20 protein-coding genes are annotated in these 18777 nt (G+C 74.8%); 8 read left to right on the top strand and 12 right to left on the bottom strand.

Annotated features, from left to right (window positions below):
* Window positions 1-81: 81 nt before the first annotated feature.
* The gene (locus tag ACFY60_RS26605; protein ID WP_388613739.1) at window positions 82-855 is read left to right on the top strand and encodes a methyltransferase domain-containing protein; all 774 of its coding nucleotides are present in this window, start codon (window positions 82-84) and stop codon (window positions 853-855) included.
* 54 nt (window positions 856-909) lie between these two features.
* Here the strand turns inward: ACFY60_RS26605 and ACFY60_RS26600 are convergent, their stop codons facing one another.
* Window positions 910-1146: a DUF2945 domain-containing protein gene (locus tag ACFY60_RS26600; protein WP_388613736.1), complete on the bottom strand. Its 237-nt coding sequence runs from the start codon at window positions 1144-1146 to the stop codon at window positions 910-912.
* A gap of 205 nt (window positions 1147-1351) precedes the next feature.
* Here ACFY60_RS26600 and ACFY60_RS26595 point away from each other — a divergent pair, with 205 nt between their 5' ends.
* From ACFY60_RS26595 to ACFY60_RS26585, 3 genes are read left to right on the top strand one after another with little or no spacing between them, the layout of a single operon-like run.
* The gene (locus tag ACFY60_RS26595; protein WP_388613733.1) at window positions 1352-1837 is read left to right on the top strand and encodes a hypothetical protein; all 486 of its coding nucleotides are present in this window, start codon (window positions 1352-1354) and stop codon (window positions 1835-1837) included.
* A gap of 51 nt (window positions 1838-1888) precedes the next feature.
* Window positions 1889-2800 carry an SDR family oxidoreductase gene (locus ACFY60_RS26590; RefSeq protein WP_388613730.1) on the top strand — a complete coding sequence of 304 codons (912 nt, stop codon included), beginning with the start codon at window positions 1889-1891 and terminating at the stop codon, window positions 2798-2800.
* Between the two features lie 19 nt (window positions 2801-2819).
* Window positions 2820-3302, top strand: coding sequence for an MSMEG_6728 family protein (locus ACFY60_RS26585; protein ID WP_388613727.1), 483 nt, complete (start codon window positions 2820-2822; stop codon window positions 3300-3302).
* A gap of 35 nt (window positions 3303-3337) precedes the next feature.
* Here the strand turns inward: ACFY60_RS26585 and ACFY60_RS26580 are convergent, their stop codons facing one another.
* From ACFY60_RS26580 to ACFY60_RS26535, 10 genes are all read right to left on the bottom strand, one after another.
* Window positions 3338-3874, bottom strand: a complete 537-nt coding sequence (locus ACFY60_RS26580) for a metallophosphoesterase family protein (protein WP_388613725.1) — start codon at window positions 3872-3874, stop codon at window positions 3338-3340.
* A gap of 140 nt (window positions 3875-4014) precedes the next feature.
* Window positions 4015-5190 (bottom strand): zinc-dependent alcohol dehydrogenase, encoded by a 1176-nt coding sequence (locus ACFY60_RS26575; protein WP_388613723.1) that lies wholly within the window; start codon window positions 5188-5190, stop codon window positions 4015-4017.
* On the bottom strand, window positions 5187-5651 hold the full coding sequence (locus tag ACFY60_RS26570; RefSeq protein ID WP_388613722.1) for a hypothetical protein: 465 nt from the start codon (window positions 5649-5651) through the stop codon (window positions 5187-5189). The genes ACFY60_RS26575 and ACFY60_RS26570 overlap by 4 nt, the downstream gene beginning before the upstream one ends.
* Window positions 5652-5656: 5 nt before the next feature.
* A complete protein-coding gene (locus tag ACFY60_RS26565) occupies window positions 5657-6118 on the bottom strand; it encodes a DUF4383 domain-containing protein (RefSeq protein ID WP_388613719.1) in 462 nt (153 codons plus the stop codon).
* A gap of 257 nt (window positions 6119-6375) precedes the next feature.
* Entirely contained in the window at window positions 6376-6552 is a 177-nt protein-coding gene (locus ACFY60_RS26560; protein ID WP_388613716.1) for a hypothetical protein, read from the bottom strand.
* A 191-nt stretch (window positions 6553-6743) separates the two neighbouring features.
* Window positions 6744-7850 (bottom strand): TIGR04222 domain-containing membrane protein, encoded by a 1107-nt coding sequence (locus ACFY60_RS26555; RefSeq protein ID WP_388613714.1) that lies wholly within the window; start codon window positions 7848-7850, stop codon window positions 6744-6746.
* Window positions 7851-8139: 289 nt separating this feature from the next.
* The gene (locus tag ACFY60_RS26550) at window positions 8140-8568 is read right to left on the bottom strand and encodes an ATP-binding protein (RefSeq protein ID WP_388613711.1); all 429 of its coding nucleotides are present in this window, start codon (window positions 8566-8568) and stop codon (window positions 8140-8142) included.
* Window positions 8569-8816: 248 nt separating this feature from the next.
* Window positions 8817-9404: a snapalysin family zinc-dependent metalloprotease gene (locus tag ACFY60_RS26545; RefSeq protein ID WP_388613709.1), complete on the bottom strand. Its 588-nt coding sequence runs from the start codon at window positions 9402-9404 to the stop codon at window positions 8817-8819.
* A 220-nt stretch (window positions 9405-9624) separates the two neighbouring features.
* Complete coding sequence (locus ACFY60_RS26540) at window positions 9625-10824, bottom strand: aromatic acid exporter family protein (RefSeq protein WP_388613706.1); 1200 nt, start codon at window positions 10822-10824, stop codon at window positions 9625-9627.
* Between the two features lie 13 nt (window positions 10825-10837).
* Window positions 10838-11329, bottom strand: a complete 492-nt coding sequence (locus ACFY60_RS26535) for a hypothetical protein (RefSeq protein WP_388613703.1) — start codon at window positions 11327-11329, stop codon at window positions 10838-10840.
* Between the two features lie 163 nt (window positions 11330-11492).
* On the opposite strand from ACFY60_RS26535, the gene ACFY60_RS26530 reads away from it, so the two are divergent.
* The 3 genes from ACFY60_RS26530 (at window position 11493) to ACFY60_RS26520 (ending at window position 13475) form a co-directional block, all read left to right on the top strand.
* The gene (locus ACFY60_RS26530) at window positions 11493-11867 is read left to right on the top strand and encodes a VOC family protein (RefSeq protein WP_388613700.1); all 375 of its coding nucleotides are present in this window, start codon (window positions 11493-11495) and stop codon (window positions 11865-11867) included.
* A 341-nt stretch (window positions 11868-12208) separates the two neighbouring features.
* Complete coding sequence (locus ACFY60_RS26525) at window positions 12209-12625, top strand: tyrosinase cofactor (RefSeq protein ID WP_388613697.1); 417 nt, start codon at window positions 12209-12211, stop codon at window positions 12623-12625.
* Window positions 12626-12647: 22 nt separating this feature from the next.
* Complete coding sequence (locus tag ACFY60_RS26520; RefSeq protein WP_388613694.1) at window positions 12648-13475, top strand: tyrosinase family protein; 828 nt, start codon at window positions 12648-12650, stop codon at window positions 13473-13475.
* Window positions 13476-13639: 164 nt separating this feature from the next.
* Here ACFY60_RS26520 and ACFY60_RS26515 read toward each other — a convergent pair whose 3' ends face one another.
* Window positions 13640-14827, bottom strand: coding sequence for a serine hydrolase domain-containing protein (locus ACFY60_RS26515; protein ID WP_388613691.1), 1188 nt, complete (start codon window positions 14825-14827; stop codon window positions 13640-13642).
* 495 nt (window positions 14828-15322) lie between these two features.
* Here ACFY60_RS26515 and ACFY60_RS26510 point away from each other — a divergent pair, with 495 nt between their 5' ends.
* Window positions 15323-18691 (top strand): S8 family serine peptidase, encoded by a 3369-nt coding sequence (locus tag ACFY60_RS26510; protein ID WP_388613688.1) that lies wholly within the window; start codon window positions 15323-15325, stop codon window positions 18689-18691.
* Window positions 18692-18777: the final 86 nt, after the last annotated feature.

Genomic DNA, 18777 nt, shown 5'->3' with positions numbered 1-18777 from the left:
CACCCGGAAGGACCCGGCGGGGCGCGGCGGGCGGGGGCCGGGCCGACACTGAAGGGACCGAGACCCGTGGAGGAGCCGACGATGTCCCCGCTCACCGACGCCGACCTCGCCGGAGCGTTCGACCACGCGGCTCCGACGTACGACCGGATGACCTCGGCCAGCCCCGGCCACCACCGCCACCTGCTCCGCTCGGCGCGGCGCCTCGGCCTGCCCGGCGGGGGAGCGGGGCAGTCCGTGCTCGACCTCGGGTGCGGGACCGGCGCGTCGACGGCCGCCCTGCTGCGCGCCGCCCCGCGCGCCACCGTCACCGGCGTCGACGCCTCGGCCGGCATGCTGGCCGAGGCCCGGCGGAAGGCCTGGCCCCCGGGCGTGACCTTCGTCCACGCCTCCGTGGAGGACCTGGCAGCGGGCGCGGGCGCGGGCGCGGGCGCAGGAGCGGCAGAGGCGGCGACGGACGCCGGTGCGGGTGCGGGGGCGGGGGCCGGCGGGCCGTACGACGCGGTCTTCGCCGCGTACCTCTTCCGCAATCTGGCGGACCCGGACGCCGGTCTCGCCGTGGCACGCGACCTGCTGCGCCCCGGTGGCAGGCTCGCCGTCCACGAGTACGCCCTCGGCGGCCGGGCCGTCCACCGGGCCCTCTGGTCGGCGGTGATGGCCACCGTGGTCCTGCCGTGGGGGCGGCGGCACGGCGACGAAGCGCTCTACCGGCATCTGTGGCGCAGTGTCCTCGCCTTCGACACGGCCGCCCAGTTCGCGCACCGGCTGCGGCGCGCCGGGTTCACCGGTGTGCGCACCCTGCCCCTGCCCGGCTGGCAGACCGGTATCACGCACACCTTCGTGGCGACCCGGCCCTGACCGTCACCCGCCCGTGCGACCACCCGCTACACGGGGTGAGGAGCGCCGGCCGCGCTACCGCTTCTTCTTCAGCGCCCCGGGCTTGTGCACGGCCGTGCGCCCGGAGCGGTCGCTGCGCACCTCGTACTGCGGTTCGTCCGCGGTGGCGTCCACCGTGCGCCCGCCCGCCCGGGTGCGTTCGGTGATCTTCTTCTCGACGGTGCCCGTGGTCTCACTGCCGTGACTGCGCCAGGAGACCTTGTCGCCCTTCGACAGCGCCCGCTTCCCCGAGGACCCCTTGCCCTTCGCCATGACCGCCTCCTTTCGCCGCACGCCGGTGCGCGCGGGGAACCCCTTTGTTCCACACTGAGGGCGGACGCGAGGCACCGCATCCGGTCACTCGCGCGGAAGCCCGGACACGGGGAAACCCGTTGCGTCCGCCCGGCGCCCAGGACCGGAAGAGGGAGCGGAGACCCCCGCGAGCGCGGGACGCGGCAGACGACGGAGAGGACGTCCGATGAAGCAGGAGACCGCCCGGGAGCCGGCGAAGTCGCACCGGCACGACGGCCCCGACACCGCCCACCAGCGGCCTCCGGGCGTCAGCGAGGCCACGGTGGAGGCCCTCGGGTCCCTCTCCAAGGCACTCGAGACGATCGAACGGGCACGCGGCCACCTGTACGGCTTCCACCAGCTGACCGGCACGGCCGACTTCGAGCTGGACCGGGCCGTCCGGCTGCTGCGGGACGCCGGGCACGAGGAGTGGGCCGACCGCGTCGAGACCGAGCTCGTCGGGCGCAACGTCATCCCCGGGCACTGGACCTTCCAGATCGTCGAGGCCTACAACCGTACGTACTACGAACCCTTCAGGGATCTCGAGCAGGAAGCCGTGACCCGTCTGGCCGAAGGCCGGGACCATCTCTTCGAGGCGCGGCTCAAGGAGAGGCGCCGCACCCGAGGACACCCCGACCACACCCTCTGCCCTCCGGGCCCCGACCCGGCCTGACGCGAGCGAACCGCCGCCCCGGGACGGACGGCACCGCGCGAAGGAGCAGCCATGACGCAGAACCACCCCCTCGAAGGGCGCACCGCGGTCGTCACGGGTGCCGCACGCGGCCTCGGCGCGGCCGTCGCACGGGAACTGGCCGGGCGCGGCATGCGCGTCGCGCTGCTCGGACGGGACGCCGGCGCCCTCCAGGACGTGGCGGCAGGTCTTCCGGTGCCAGGACGCGTCTACGAGGTCGACGTCACGGACGACGCGGGCATGGCGCGGACCGCCCACAGCGTCCGGCAGGACTGCGGCCCCCCGTCGGTGGTGGTCGCCAACGCCGGTCTCGCCGAGGGAGGACCGTTCGAGCGCTCCGACCCGGCCACCTGGCGCCGGGTCGTCGAGGTCAACCTGATCGGCAGCGCCGTGACCGCCCGCGTCTTCCTGCCCGCTCTGCTGGCCACCCGGGGCTACTTCCTGCAGATCGCCTCCACGGCCGCCTTCGGCGCCGCCCCGATGATGAGCGCCTACTGCGCCTCCAAGGCCGGCGTGGAATCGTTCGCCCACGCGCTGCGGGCCGAGTTCGCCCACCGCGGCGTGTCCGTCGGCGTCGCCTACGTCCACTGGACCGACACCAGCATGATCCGCGACCTCGACCAGTACACCGTCCTGCGCGAACTGCGCGCCCACATGCCCCCGCCCGCCCGGCGGATCCACCCGGTCGGCCGGACGGCGGCGTGGCTCGCCCACGGCGTGGACCGCCGTTCCGCCTCCGTGTACGCGCCGCCCTGGCTGCGACTCGCCCAGCCGCTCCGTCCGGTCTTCCCCACGGTGGTGACCCTGCTGTCGCGGCGGGAGCTGCCCCGCCTGCTCGGCCGGGCGCCGCTGGAGAGCACCGGCCTGCTCGGCCGGGGCGGACACATCGAGACGCACCACCTCTCCCGCGCGGACGGCGACGGCGGGCCGGCGGGCCGTCCCTGACCGCTCGACAGGAGCCGGCATGCAGACCTTCCTCCCGTACGCGGACTTCTCCCGCTCCGCGGCCGTGCTGGACCCGCGGCGCCTGGGCAAACAGCGCGTGGAGGCCCTTCAGGTCTTCCGGGGGCTCACGGTGCCGACGTACGGCTGGCGCCGCCATCCGGCCGTACGCATGTGGGTGGGGTACGAGGAGGCCCTGGTGCGGTACGGCCTCGACGTCTGCGCCGTCTGGACGGCCGGGGGCCGCGCCGACACCTGCGCCACCACCCTGATGGCCGACTACCTCGCCTGGCACCCGGGCGCGGAGGTACGGGACCAGGAGCGGCTCGCGGCGGCCGGTGACCTGCCGCCCTGGCTCGGCGACCCCGCCTTCCACCGCAGCCACCGCTCCGCCCTCCTGCGCAAGGCCCCCGACCTCTACCGCCCCCTCTTCCCGGACGTGCCCGACGACCTGCCCTACGTCTGGCCCGCCTCCGACCGCGAGGGCGGCGCCGGACGGACCTGAGCGCCTGGAGGAACACCCTGCCCGGGCCGGCGGCGTCAGCGCCTCGGCAGACGGTGCAGGACCACCTCGATGAGCGCGCCGTCCGCGACCGCGCAGGTCATGTAGGTGCAGTAGGGCTGCCGCCTGCGGTCCGTGGGGGAGCCCGGGTTCAACAGGCGCAGGCCCCCGGGCCCCTCGGAGTCCCACGGGATGTGGCTGTGGCCGAAGACGAGGACGTCGAGGTCCGGGTGGAGCGCGGCACAGCGCTGCTCGCGGCCCTTGGCCGGCCCCGTCTCGTGGACGACACCGAACCGGAGGCCGCCCAGCGTGACGCGGGCGACCTCCGGCAGGCGGGCCCGCAGCTCCGGGCCGTCGTTGTTGCCGTGGACGCCGACCAGGTGCCGCGCGCGTTCCTCCAGGAGGTCCAGGGTGGCCACGTCGACCCAGTCCCCGGCGTGGAGCACCACATCCGCGGCGTCCACCTCACGCAGCACCTCCTCGGGGAGCCTCCTGGCCCGCAGCGGCACGTGCGTGTCCGAGACGAGCAGCAGCCGTACGGGTCGGCCCGACTCCCCGGTCACCTCAGGGGCCACGGACGGCCTCCTTCCTCCACCCGGGCGGGTCCTGCCCGCCGTACGCGTCCTCGCGGGGCACCGGCGCCTCCAGGAGGCCGGGGCGGCCACCTTCCCGTACCGCCGGCGCGGCCGTGACCGCACCGCCGGAATCCCGTCGCTCAGCCGCCCGGCCGGATGACCGCGCGGACGCAGCCGTCGGTCTTGTGCTTGAACATGTCGTACGCGGTCGGCGCCTCGTCCAGGCTCACGGTGTGCGTCGCCATGTGGGAGGTGCTGAGCTCCCCGGCCGCGATGCGGTCCAGCAGCATGGGAATGTAGCGCTGGCCGTGCATCTGCGCGCCCCGCACCGTCAGCCCCTTGTTGATCACCGCACCGAGCGGGAACTTGTCGACGGCGCCGGCGAACACGCCCAGGATGAACACGGTGCCGCCCTTGCGACAGGCGTGGATGGCCTGGCGGACGGCGGTCGGACGGTCGGTCTGCAGCCGCAACTGCTGCTTGACCTGGTCGTACACGTGCATCGGGCCGTCGCTGTGCGCCTCCATGCCGACCGCCTCGATGCAGATGTCCGGACCCCGGCCGCCGGTCCGTTCCCTCAGTTCGGCGCCGACGTCGGTGCTGCTGTAGTCGATGACCTCGCTGCCCACGTGGCGTTCGGTCATCCGCAGCCGCTCCGGGACGCGGTCGATGGAGATGACCCGCTCCGCCCCGAGCAGGATCGCCGCCCGCGCCGCCATCTGCCCCACGGCGCCGCAGCCCCACACGGCGACCACGTCACCGGGGCCCACGCCGCCGAGGTCCGCGCCCATCCAGCCGGTCGGCACCGAGTCGGACACGAACAGGGCGCTGGTGTCGTCGACACCCTCGGGAATGGTGAAGGCGCCGTGGTCCGCGAACGGGACGCGCACGTATTCGGCGTGGCTGCCGCGCAGCCCGCCCATGGCGTGGGAGTAGCCGAAGATGCCCGCGGTGTCGGCGCCGAAGAGGGCCTGCCCGATCCCGGGATTGGTGTTGGTGTTGTCGCACAGGGACCACAGGTCGTTCGCGCAGTACCAGCAGCGTCCGCAACCGACGAACGAGCAGACGACCACCCGGTCGCCCACCGCGTGCCGTCGCACCGCGGGGCCGACCTCGACGACCTCGCCCACGAACTCGTGCCCGATCACGTCTCCGGCCCGCATGAAGGGGATGTAGCCGCCGATGAGGTGGAGGTCGGATCCGCAGGTGGTGCCGGCGACGAGCCGGACGATCATGTCCTGGTCGTTGCGGAGGATCGGGTCGGGCACCTGCTCGACCGAGAGCCGGTCGACCCCCTCCCAGCACAGGGCCTTCACAGCACTCCCTCCCCGCCGGCGCGGCGGCTCAGCGTTCCGATCAGTTTCCCGCCGGGACTTTCGTGGCCGGTGGGCGGCGCGTCGGGCAGGAGGACCTCGCCCGCCTCCAGGAGGGCCTTGGCCTCCCGGAGGGCGCGGCGCAGGTCCTGGCGGGGGTCGTTCCCCGCGACGCGGGCGGCCACGGAGCCGCTGCCCTCCGCCGCCGGATCCCGGAAGCGGGCGGCGAGCTCGGTGCCGCGGTCGCCGGGCGCGGCACCGATCCGGGTCTCGATCCGGTCGCCGAACTCCTTCAGGGGCTCGATCTCGTGCGGCCGTACGTCGTCCGGTGCGCGCTGGACGGTCACGACCAGCCAGCGGTGCGTACCGTCCGGCCCGGGGCTCCGCGCGGTCAGGCGCCGCAGGGCGACGGCTCCGGCGGTGAGTCCCGCGACGGCGGTGAGCAGCGTCTTCTTTCCCGCCATCCCGGTCACACCCGCGGGGTGGTCGTCGTGTGCCGCCGGCCGAGGAGGGCGCCGAGCGCGATCATGCCGAGGCCGAGGACGAAGTGGAGCCAGTTGTCCGCCGAGTTCAGCGGCACGAAGTTCGCGCTGCTGTGGTGGTCGACGAGCAGGCCGTACAGCCACAGGACCAGGTAGACGGCGCCTCCCGCGAGGAGGAAGGTCCGCGCCGCCGCGGCGGTACGGGCCATGGCCACACCGGCGACGCCGAAGGCCAGATGGACCAGGTTGTGCAGGATGGACACCTGGAAGACACCCAGCAGCTTGGCCTCCGAGTCGTGCGAGGCGAACTTCATGGTGTCGTAGTCGGTGGTGACGCCGGGGATGAACCCGAGGACCCCCACGAGGAGGAATACGGCTCCGACCAGCAGAGCGGCCTGCTGGACGGGGGTGCGGGCGTTCCGTGAGGCGTGGGTACCGCTGGTCATCATGGGCCTTCTTCCTTGATGTCTGCGCTGTTCCGCCGGACGCGGCTCACCGGGCGCGGGGCCCGTGTTCCGGCCGCCTCCGGCAGCTACCGTCTTCTCCGTGCCACGGCGGCGGTCGCCGCGGCCTCGGTGAGCGGCACGGCGGGGTGGGGGTGGGCGGAAGCGGTCCCGCGCACGGGCTCGCCGGAGGGGCCGGCCGCCGCGGGCCCGGGCGTCCCGCCCGTCCGCTCCCTGCTCGTTCCGGGCATCCCCGGCCCGCCTCAGGCCGCGTCCGTGCCGGAGACGCCGTCGCCCTCGGACCTGTCGCCTTCGGCCTGCGAGGGCGTCGTACGGGGCGTACCGGAGGCGTCCGGTCCCGGGGGGCCGTCGGCCGTTCCGTTCTCCGGCTCGCGCTCGCCCTCGGCCTGGGACGGTGTCTGCTCGTTCGGGTCACTCATGGACGGTCCTCCGTGCCGATGGTGCCTGTGGTGTCGCGGGGGTCGCGGGGGACCGCGCCCAGCCGACGAGTACCCGGGTCACGTCACACCATTCAGGGCGCAGGCGGACAAAAGTGCGAGCCGCCCGTACGTCGGGCGGCTCGCGGGTGAAGCAGGCGGCACGGACCGGCAGTGCCGGGCACGGCTCGGGGTCAGCCGCTGGAACCCCCGCCGCAGCTCGACCCGCCGGAGGAGCCCCCGCAGCTCGACCCGCCCGAGGAGCCCCCGCAGCTCGAACCGGCGGAGGAGCCTCCGCAGCTCGATCCGCTCCAGCCGGACGAGCCGCCCCCGGAGGAACTCGCGCAGCTCACGGCGCCCGAGGAACAGGCGCTCGCCGAACAGCCCGACCCGGTGCCCCCGTCCGACCCCCCTGATCCTCCGCCGGAATGACCGGGGGAGCTGCCGCACGGGCCGCCCCCCGGCGTGCCCGCGCACCAGTGGATCACCGCCAGCGCAGCCGCCCCGTCCGAGCCGGAGGAGGTGCGCGACGCCGCCGGGAACGGCCGCTGTGTGCGCCGGGGGCCGTACACCCGGGCGGCGTCGATGAGCTGGGTCCGCAGTTCGTCGTTGGGGAGCGCGCGCAGCCCCCGCAGCGCGACCTGGTGTCCGGCGTCCGGGTCGTACACGTGGTCGCCGTGGTAGGCGGTGGTGGCCCGCACCCCGCCCCGGGTGACCCGGTTCCGGTTGTACCCGGCGCACACCAGCGTGGCGAGCGCCCCCAGGAACAGCACGGGCACCGCCGTGAAGGCGACCGGCGCCTCGCCGCGGCCCGGGTCGACGGTCATGGACAGAATGACCGACAGGGCGAACAGGCCGAGCAGCGCGAGGCCGAGAGCCCCGCAGAGGCGGCCGTCCGCCCGCCGCCGCTCCGGGTCGACGAGCAGGCCGCGTGCCGCCAGGCCGTCGCCGATCTCCTGGACGGCCGGGTCGCGCATCACGGCCAGCCGCAGGTCGTGCAGGGCGCCGCTCGGCGCGGCGGCCAGCTGGTGCATGACGGCCCGCTCGACCGGATCGCGCGGGGCCAGGTCCGGGCGGAGCACGACGACCAGGCCGGGGCCGCCGACGCCGATCCGCCCGTCGTCGTGGAGCTGGGCGAGGACGCTGTCCACGACGCGCGGCGGGCCGCCGTTGAGGAACGCGGCCTCGGCCAGGTCGTGCACCGCGCCGCCCCGGTCGGCGCGGACCGCGCGGAGCCGGACGACGAGCGCGGCCACCGCGACCGGTACGGCCACGGTCACCAGTACGGCGAACGCGGTCATCCGCGCTCACCTCCCCCGGACCGGCTCCCGCCCTTCCGGAGCGAGGCGCCGGGCCGCCGCCCCTCGCGAATCCTCTCCGCGGCGGCCTCCCCCCGGTCCGTCCCGGGCGGCGCCACGGCCGCCGCCCCCCGTGGCCGTCCGCCGGTTTCCTTCATCAGTTCCCCCATGTCCCCTCCTTCGGTCCCTGACGTGATGGCCCCGCACGCGACGTTCGAATCTTGTCGGGGGGACGTTCAGAGGTTGATTTGAGGTTGGGGCCGCCGGGGGCGGGTACGCGTCGGGGTCCGCCTCACTCCTCGCCCTGCCGCAGGGGCGCCGGTGGCTGGAAACAGGCGGTGACGTCCTTGCCGCGCGGGCAGCGCCGGGTCTCCCACTCGTCCGCGAGGGCGTCGATGAGGAGCAGTCCCCGCCCGCCGAGGGCCCCCTCGCTCGCCTTGCGCTGCTGCGGAAGCTGCGTCGAGGCGTCGTGCACCGTCACGTGCAGGCACTTCTCGTCCCAGGTGAGGATGAGCTGGGCGTTGCTGTGGGCGTGCACATGGGCGTTGGTGACCATTTCCGACACCGCCAGGACGACCGCGTCGACCGTGTCCGGTGACGTGCGCTGCCAGCCGAGCGCGGCCAGGTGGTCGCGCGTCCAGTCCCGTGCCGTCTTCACTCCGCTGCTGATCGGCAGTGATCGTGCCCATCCGACAGCTCTCACCGAGGGGTCCTGCGGCATCGTCTCTCCTTCGGCCGTCGTCGTGTCCGAGTTCGTCTGCGTTCGTCTGCCCTGCAATCGGCGGACGCAACGTGCGCGCGGGACCTGACGGCACCCGTCTTCGGGACCGGACGCGTCCCGGTCCTCACGAACGACGCGGTGACGGGCCGTCGGCGGAGTGCGCGGCGCATCGGCCTGCGCCGTGCGCGGACGCTCCCGTGCGGCGGGCCCACCACGTGACGTGGCGGGCCCGCCCTGGACGGTGTCGGTTACGGGGCGTCCACCAGCGTCCGCCCGTCCGCCGGGACGAACCGGGCCGAGCCGTAGGCGTAGAGGGACTCCACCCGTGCCTGCTCGGTGGCGTCGGGTACCGCGTTCCGGCAGCTCGTGCCGGCGCTCGAGCCCGACATCAGCTGGGAGCACGGCCCGGGCTTGGTGTCGGGCAGACCCAGGCTGTGCCCGAGCTCGTGGGCGGCGATGCGGGTCTTGTCGTACCCCTGGAGGACCGCCTGGCTGCCGAGTTCGACGCGGACCTGTCCACCGGGGCGGACCGGGCCGAGGGTGGCCTGCGGCCAGCCGGTGGTGGCCACGATGACGATCTCGGCCCGCGTGCCGGGCGCGGCCTCCACCAGTCGTACGTTGTCGACGTTGGCGTTCCAGGAGGCGACACCGGCCGCGATCGCCGCCTCCCAGCTGCCGGCCCGGCTGTCGTCGTAACGAAGTGTCACGACCGCCGAGGACCTCGCGCCGGACGGACCTGTGTCCGCCAGGGCGCTCGCCGGCGTGGTGGCGGTCGCGGCGGCGAGGACGGTCACCGCGGCGGTGGTGCCGGCCTTCACCCATGTGGAGAGCTGCATCGTTGTCCCTTCACCCGTGGGGGACCCGGCGCCGGGGGTCGGGGCCGGGGGAGCGGGGAGGAGCGGGGAACCCAACCGGGCCGCCTACGGCCGTAGTTGGGAACTCCTCCCTGGGAACTCCGACGGTAGACCCAAGCCCGGGTGAAGTCATGCACCTGTCAGGACAATGTCGGCCGCCGGCGCTCGCCGCCGAACCGCGGGCAGGGGCCGGGGCGGTACCTCAGGAGGCCGGCCGGCACGCGTGGTCCGCGCGGGCGCGGACGTGCCGCATCTCGTCCAGAATCCGTTCGGCCTCGGTGAGGGCCGTTCCGAAGACGGGCCACTCGCCCGGGGTGTCCAGGCGGCCCTGGCGCACCGACGCGGCGACGTCGTCGTAGTGACGCGCCGCTTGCTCCAGGCAGTCGTCGAGCCGGCCGGTGTCCACCGGTCCCCGCGGGAGACGGAGGCAGCCCAGCCCGGCGGCGGCGCAGCGCAGCAGCTCCGCGTAGGAGGCCAGGACCTCCTCGGTCGCCGCGGCGCGCCGGGCGTGGGAGAGGGCCCGGGAGACGGAACGCAGATGCGTGCCGACCCGTTCGATCATGCTGATCGTGTCCTGGCACCGCTGCAGGGTGTCCTCCGCGCTGCTCCAGGGCCGGCGCGGGTTGAGCCGGGTGTTCTCCTGCTCCTTGTCCACGGTCGCGCGCACCCGCACCGCCTCACGGGCCAGCTCCTCGCACCGGCGTTCCCCCTCCTTCGGGGAGGCCTCGTCGGCACCTTCGCCCGCCGCCGCGCACGCCAGGGTCCGCAGGAGGTCCTGAGCCCGGGCCGCCAGGTCGCCCGTCATCTCCTCGGCGGTGTCGGTGTGGGGTGAGGGGGCGATGGCGACATGGGCCGCCAGGCCGCAGCAGACCCCGATCGACGCGGCCGCCACCAGGTGCCCGATGTAGTCGATCTCGCCACCGCCGCCCGCGAACGCGAACAGCGCCACCACGGGGACCTGGGTGCTCTGCCGGCCCAGCAGGTTCAGCCGTGCCCCCGTCAGGGCGACGAACGCGAGGACGGCCACGCTCCAGGCGTGGACACCGGCGGTGCTGCCGAACGCGGCCGCCACCCCCGTCCCCAGGGCCATGGCACCGAGATACTGCGCCGAGTCCAGCAGCGACCGGTACACCGTGGACTGGAGCGCCAGCAGGGCCGTGAAGGCGGCGAAAGCCGTGACCGTGGACGGCAGCAGCCAGGACGCCAGCCACCAGGCCGTCGCCGCGGCCGCCGCGCCCTTGGCCTGCAACAGCAGCGCGTCCCGCTCCGGGCCGGGCCGGCGGACCGCCCGCAGCAGCACCTCCCGCCGGCCGCGCGCCGCATCCCGGCATCTCGTGCCGACCGTTCCGACCCACTCCATGGAGCCCGTCCGCGCGCCCTCGCGGCGTCGTCCCACCGTCATCGCCCGGCCGCCCTCACGCCCCGGCACGGGCGGCCCCGGCGACGGGCAGGTGGGGGCAGGCCCCTCCCGCGGCGGCCCGCGGAACCCGCATCCGCCGCAGCAGGTCACGGGTGAGGCGCCGGTTGATCGTGGTACGCCAGGTGACACCCGGATAGCGGGCGCGCAGGTGCGACAGGGCCCTCGTGCCCAGGCCGCAGTCGCGGAACGGCGGGTCGAGCACCACCTCGGTGATCACCCCCTCGGCGCACCGCGCACACGCCCGATAGGTCACCCGCCCGACCACCCGGCGCACGTGGACCAGCAGCAGGCACTCCTCGCCGTGCCCTCCGGGGGCGGGGGAGGGCAGCAGGTGGACGTCCCGGTAGGCGACGATCCGGCGGTGCCACCTCCCCCAGCGCCGTCCGGAACGCCTGTGCCTTCCTCCCACCCGCCGGGGGTCGCCGGTGCGTCGCTCCGGCGTCCGCGCGCGCACGGCGGGAAGGGTGAACGTCTCGAATCCCAGCATGCCTCTGCGCCTGCCCCGATCCCGGCGAGCGATGTCCCGGTCCTCCCGACGGCCGTGCGGAACGGCCGGAGGGGCCCGCCTCGCGCCGCTCGGGGCGGGTGCCGGCGGAGCGTCGCGGCGCCGGGACGTGTGGGGCGCGCGGGACAGGGGCAGGCGCCGACCCATGACGACGATGCTCGCCGCCTTTGTCCTCGGCACCCCCGATCCGCCCGCGCTGGCCGACTTCTACCGCGCCCTCCTCGGCTGGGAGGAGGTCGAGCGGGAGGCGGCGTGGGTCCGCCTGCGGTCACCGGACGGCGAACGCCCCGGCCTCAGCTTCCAGCTGGAGACCGATCACGTGCCACCGGTCTGGCCGCAGACGCCCGGCAGCCAGCAGATGCAGGCGCACCTGGACATCCAGGTCGACGACCTGGAAGGCGAGACCGAGCGGGCGTGCGCTCTCGGGGCCACGGTGGAGGAGCACCAGCCGCAGAAGGACGTGAGAGTCCTCCGTGACCCGCACGGCCACCTGTTCTGCCTCTTCCTTCCCGGCGCCTGAACAGAGGTCCGGACCTGCGGCCCGTGCCCCGCGGCCCACGCGGTCACCCTCACGTTCCGGACAGTCTGGCGGCGTGAACCCCGCCACACCGCAGGCCCGTACGCGAAAGATCGTTCACATATCGAACACGTTCTCCGCAAAAACTTCTCCACGGCGGCCCGATGCCGCCGTGGACAGCAAGATCAACTTCGTTCAATCCTGCACCTTTCACGGCAGGTTGTCCGTATCGCGGCCAACCCGCCCGCCGCGATTAACCGGACGCGGACGCCCCCGGGTACTGATGAGCCCTGCCGGGGGCATATGACCGATCCCCTGGCGCGCAGACCAACAGGGGGTTCTCCATGTCCAGCATCACCCGCCGCACAGCCCTGGGCGCCGCCGTCGGCGCCGCGGGCCTCGCCCTCACCGGGCCCGCCACCAGCGCCGGCGCCACCACCGCGCCCACCGGGCCATCCCGCCCCGCCCCGGCCGCCGCCTCCGCCGCCGCGGGCCCCGCCCCGGCGGCCTTCGACGAGGTGTACCTCGGGCGACGCATCAAGGGCGCCGCCACACACGGCGGCGGTCACCACGGGGGACATCACACCGAGGGCTACTCCGTCACGATCGACGGCGAGGAACTGCACGTCATGCGGAACGCCGACGGCACCTGGATCAGCGTGATCAACCACTACGAGCCGCTCGCCACGCCCAAGGCGGTCGCCCGCGCGGCGGTCCGCGAACTCCAGGGCGCCCCGCTCGTTCCCCTCACCCTCGCCTGATCAGATCCGGAGCCCGCACACCATGACCGTACGCAAGAACCAGGCCACCCTCACCGCCGACGAGAAGCGGCGCTTCGTCGACGCGCTGCTCGAACTCAAGCGCACCGGCCGCTACGACACCTTCGTGACCACCCACAACGCCTTCATCATGAGCGACACCGACAACGGCGACCGGGTCGGCCACCGCTCGCCCTCGTTCCTGCCCTGGCACCGGCGCTTCCTCCTGGAGTTCGAGCGGGCGCTGCAGTCCGTCGACGCCACCGTCACCCTGCCCTACTGGGACTGGACGGCCGACCGCACCGCCCGCTCCTCGCTCTGGGCGCCCGACTTCCTCGGCGGCACCGGCCGCGCCCGCGACGGCCAGGTCACCGACGGGCCCTTCGCCCGGTCCGGCAACCGGTGGACCGTCAACGTCCGCGTCGACGGCCGCGACTACCTGCGCCGCGACCTCGGCGCCGGGGGCCGCCAGCTGCCCACCCGCGCGGAGGTCGACTCGGTCCTCGCCATGGAGACGTACGACGCGGCCCCCTGGAACAGCTCCTCGGACGGCTTCCGCAACCACCTCGAAGGCTGGCGCGGCGTGAACCTGCACAACCGCGTCCACGTGTGGGTCGGCGGCCAGATGGCCACCGGCGTGTCCCCCAACGACCCCGTGTTCTGGCTGCACCACGCGTTCATCGACAAGCTGTGGGCCGACTGGCAGGCCCGCCACCCCGGATCCCCCTACCTGCCCGCCGCGGGCACCCCGAACGTCGTCGACCTCCGGGACACCATGCGCCCCTGGAACGACGTGACCCCGGCCGACATGCTGGACCACACCCGCCACTACACCTTCGACACCGCCGCCTGACCGCACGGCCGTCCGGGCGGATCCCCGCATGACGGAGATCCGCCCGGGCGGCGCCGCGCTCAAGGCGCCCTCGGCCGTCTCCCGGCGCACAGGGGAGCCCCGGGGCCGGCGGCCGGACACCGGCATCCTGCCCGGCGGACGCGGTCCGGCCGTCCGACGGCGCGTCAGTTCCGCAGCAGGGCGCAGACGAAGTCCTCCTGCACGGCCCGTACCTTCGCCAACAGGTCCGGGGCGACGGTCTTGTTGATCTGCGTGGTGAGCGAGAAGGTGAGGGACCGTTCGCCGTCCGCCGTCGCCACGGCCAGCTGGGTGTAGCCGGGAAAGTTGCCGGTGTGGCCGTAGACCGTGCCGCATCGCGTCGTGTACCGGAAGACGGCCAGGCCGCCCGCGTTGGCGCCGGGCCCGGCGGGCTCCGAGGCCGCGCCGGGAAGGAACTGCCGCTGGCGGAGCCGGGTCTCCTCCGACAGGTACCCGTGGTCGCCCGCCCACGCCCGGATGAACGTGCTCAGATCCTCCGGCGTGGCCACGATGCCACCGGAGGCCCAGACCCCGGTGGGGCTCAGGAGCTCGCTGACGTCCTCGGGAGGCGCGGGCGGCGTGACGTCGTAGCCGTGCAGATACGGCCTCGGCATCCGCGGGCTTCGCGGCAGGCTCGTGTTCCGCAGACCGAGAGGCCGGTACACCAGCTCCTCCAGGAGCCGCTCGTACGGCTCGCCGGTCGCCGCCTCCGCCATCAGGGCGACGGCGATGTTGTCCGAGTTCGAGTACGCGTACCGGGATCCGGGCCGGAACTCCAGCCCCCGGTCGGCGACGAAGTCGAGCAGCCGGCGCGAGTCGAAGCGGTGCCGGGGGTCGGCGACCACGATCTCGACGAAGTCGGGCGCGGCCGAGAAGTCGGGCAGCCCGCTCGTGTGCTGGAGGAGCTGGCGCAGCGTCACCGCGTGCCAGGCGGCCGGCAGCGCGGGCAGCCGCTCACCGATCGTGTCGTCCAGGCTCAGCCGCTTCCGGTCCACCAGGCGCAGGGCGACGGCCCCGCTGTACGCCTTGGCGACACTGGCGATCCGCATGTGATCCCCCGTCCGGGGCGGCCTGCCGCTGCTGATGTCGGCGACGCCCGCCCGGTGCACCACCGTCCGGTCCCCCACGCGCATCAGCGCGATCGCCCCGGGCGGTCCGCCCGCCGTCCGGACCAGTTCCTCCAGCCGCTTGTCCAGGGCCTCTCCCGACGGAGGCGTACCACCGGCCCGCGCGGCCGGGACGAGACCGCCGAGCAGCGCGGCGGCGGCGAGCGCGGCGCCGGTCAGGCGCGCGAGAGCGCGGGAGCGCGGACGGGTTCCGATACGTGCCGGCACGAAAGACTCCTTCTCGACGGGACACCGGGGGAACGCACACCCGGGGATGAGGGTCCGCCCCAGCATCCGCCGCCCGGGCCGGGCCCGCCCTCCCGCTGCTCCATCCGGCCGAGATCCCGCGCGGCGCACCGGCCGGCGGCCCCGACCAGGGGTGCGGATACGGCCAAGTGGAGGCGAGCGCCCCGGCCGGAGCCTCACCGGACCGCGACAGGCCCGCCGCGCCCGCCCCGGGACGCTGTCCGGCCAGGCCGCCGCGTACCGCTGTCGCGCAAGCATCGCACCGCGGTCACGGCCTCGTCACAGTGCCGTCATGGCGCCCTCGCACACGCCACCCCGCGCATGGCCGGAAAGCGTCATTCCGCAACTCGTCGGCGCGGGGCGGCCGTCGGGCGCCTCGCATACTGCGCTGACCGGTCGCCGGGTGCCCCCGCACCCCGGGCCGGACACACCACCCGACCTCATCCCGAGCTCCCTGGGGGAGACTTGCGCGCACATGTGAAGAGAACCCGCGCCTGCGCCGTCGCGGCGGTCACCGGCCTGGCCCTGCTGGCAGGCACGACCGGCCCCGCGGCGGCGATCACCGCGCCCCTGGCGGCCGCGCGACCGGACACCACCCGGGCCGGCGGCCACCAGCGGATCCCGCTCGTCACGGGCGACCACCTGGTGGTGGACGCCCGGGGCCGCATGGTGCGCTTCGAGCCCGCCGAGGGCCGCGAGCGCATACCCGTCCAGGTGCAGCGCACCGGCGACCGCACCCTGGTGGTCCCCGCCGACGCGCGGCACCTGATCGCCACCGGCCGCCTCGACCAGCGCCTCTTCGATCTCACCGTGCTCACCGACCCGCGGCTGCGGGCCGGCCACCGCGACGGCCTCAAACTCATCGTGCGGTACGAAGGGGCGGCCGCGGGCGCCGCGCGCGCCGAGGTGCGCGCGGCCGGCGAGACACGGACGCGCCGCACCTTCCCGACCCTCGGCGCCGAAGCCGTACAGACCGCCCCGGGGGACGAGCCCCGTATCTGGGAGGCACTGACCGCCCGCGAGCGGACCGGCGCCCGCGCCGCCGCCCCCGGCATCGCCGCCGTCTGGCTCGACGGCGTGCGCACGGCGAGCCTGGACCGCGGCACCCGGCAGATCGGCGCCGACCGGGCCTGGGAGTCCGGGTACACCGGCACGGGCGTCCGGATCGCCGTCCTCGACACCGGGGTCGACAGGACCCACGACGACCTGAGCACCCGGGTCGTCGCCGAGAAGAACTTCTCCGCCTCTCCCGACACCGCCGACCGCGTCGGCCACGGCACCCACGTCGCGTCGATCGCCGCCGGCACCGGCGCGAAGTCCGGCGGCCGGTTCAAGGGCGTCGCCCCCGGTGCCGAGCTGATCAGCGGGAAGGTCCTCGACGACGACGGCCACGGCGACGACTCCGCCGTCCTCGCCGGCATGGAATGGGCGGCCGCCGAAGGCGCCGACGTGGTCAACCTCAGCCTGGGCGGCCCCGACAGCCCGGGCACCGACCCGCTGGAGGCGACCGTCGACCGCCTCTCCGCCGAGAAGGGCATCCTCTTCGTCGTCGCGGCCGGCAACGAGGGTGAGGCCGGCCCCTCGACCATCGGCTCACCCGGGAGCGCGGACGCCGCGCTGACCGTCGGGGCCGTCGACCACGAGGACCGCATCGCCCCCTTCTCCAGCACCGGCCCGCGCGTCGGCGACGGCGCGGTCAAGCCGGACGTGACCGCGCCGGGCGTCGCCGTCGCCGCGGCCGCCGCCCCCGGCAGCACTCTCGACACCCGCCCCGGCACCCCCCACCCCGCCCCCGGATACCTGCGGCTCGACGGCACCTCCATGGCCACTCCGCACGTCGCGGGCGCTGCCGCGCTCCTGAAGCAGCGGCACCCGGACTGGACGGCGGCCGAACTGAAGGGCGCCCTGACCGCGACCGCCGAGGACGGCGGCCACACCGCCTTCCAGCAGGGCTCCGGCCGCATCAGGGCCGACAAGGCGCTGGCCCAGAGCGTGATCGCCGAACCGGTCTCGCTGAACTTCGGCACGGCGCCCTGGCCCCACACCGACGACCGGCCGCTCACCCGCAAGGTCACCTACCGCAACCTCGGCACCACCGACGTCACCCTCGACCTCGCGGTGTCGGCCCTGGACCCCGCGGGCAAACCCGCCCCCGCCGGGTTCTTCACCCTGCCCGCCCCGAAGGTGACCGTGCCCGCCGGCGGGACGGCCGCGGTCGACCTCGCCGCCGACACCCGGATCGGCGAGACCGACGGCACCTACTCCGCCGCCCTCACCGCGACCGCCCCCGGCGGCGTGACCGTCCGCACGGCCGCGGTCGCCACCCGCGAGGCGGAGTCGTACGACCTCACGCTCAGGGCCGTCGGCCGCGACGGCGCCGACGCCGAGAACTTCTCCACCACCCTGACCGGCGTCGCCGGTCCCGCCGCCGGCTTCGAGGCCCGCGTCGACAACGAGCCCGGAACGCGCACCATCCGCGTGCCCAAGGGCTCGTACACGCTCAACACGGCCGTCTACGAGGACCCCTCGGACTACACCCGGGGCACCGACTGGATCGCCCGGCCGAAGCTGGACATCTCCGCCGACACCACCGTCACCGCCGACGCGCGCACCACCCGGCCGGTCGACCTCACCGTGCCCGGCCTCGACCGGGCGGACTACGGCGGCACGTACTACGAACGCGCCACCGACATCGGCCGCGTCGGCAACGGCTGGGTCCTGCGGGGCTTCACCGGCTTCCGCACCGCCCACGCCGGCCCGCCCGTCACCGACGGCACCCTCCTGCAGACCTGGGACGCGCACTTCCTCAAGGACCCCGCCAGCCAGTACGCGGTGGTCTTCGGCGGCCCGGTGAACACCGTCGCGACCGGCTACACCCGGCACGTACGGGCGGACGAACTGGCCACCCTCCGCGTCGGCCTCGGCGCCTCCGCCCCCGGCAAGACCGCCCTCGCGTCGCCGTTCCCGCACCTGCCGGGCGCGCCGGAGGGCAACGGCTTCGCGGCGCCGCAACCGGCCCCCGGCACCCGCACCTTCCACGTCTCCACGGCCGACGGCGTCACGTGGCTGACCAAGTTCAACCAGCTCGGACAGCCCGACGAGTGGGGCTACCCGGCCTTCGAGGGCAGCTACGAGATGACCCGCCCGAAGCGGTACGAAGCCGGCCGGACGTACCGCGAAACCTTCAACACCGGCGTCTTCGGGCCGCTCCTGGGCGACGGGGCGGGCGTCTTCCGCACCGCCCCCGACCCGGTGACGGGCGAGCAGCACATCGTCGGATCCGTGCCGCTGTTCGCCGACGGCCAGGGCCATGCGGGCCTCACCACGGGCATCGCGGCCACGACGACGCTCTACCGCGACGGGGTCGAGGCGGGCCGGAACGACGACCCGCTGAGCGGCACGCGGCCCTTCGCGGTCGACGCCGCCGACGCCGAGTACCGGCTGGTCACCACGGCGACCCGGCCGGCCGACGTCGCCGCCGCGACCACCCGCGTCGAGACCGACTTCACCTTCCGGTCCGGGCAGGTCGCGGCCACGACCGCCCTTCCGGTGTCGACGGTCCGCTTCGCCGCCCCCGTCGACCTCGCCTCCCGCCTCCCGGCACGGACGCCGGTCCTGCTGCCGGTGACCGTCCAGGGAGCGGCGGCCGGGAAGAACCTGGCCTCGCTCGCCGTCTCCGTGAGCGAGGACGACGGCAGGACCTGGCGCACCGTCAAGGTCGACCACGGCACGGTGGTGGTGCGGACCCCGGAGAAGGGCAAGGGGCTCTCGCTCCGGGCCCAGGTCACCGACCGGCAGGGCAACAGGTCGGCGCTGACCGTCCACAACGCCTGGTACGGCTCCTGAACCGTCCGGCCCCTTCCGTACGGCCGGGTCTCCACCGCGAGGCCCGGCCGACACCCGGCCCGTCCCCGTCCCTCCCGGGACCGGGG

The organism is Streptomyces sp. NPDC012827 (genome assembly GCF_042900905.1).
In the GTDB taxonomy this organism is placed as follows: domain Bacteria; phylum Actinomycetota; class Actinomycetes; order Streptomycetales; family Streptomycetaceae; genus Streptomyces; species Streptomyces gulbargensis.
This window is presented reverse-complemented; position numbering and strand designations above follow the sequence as displayed.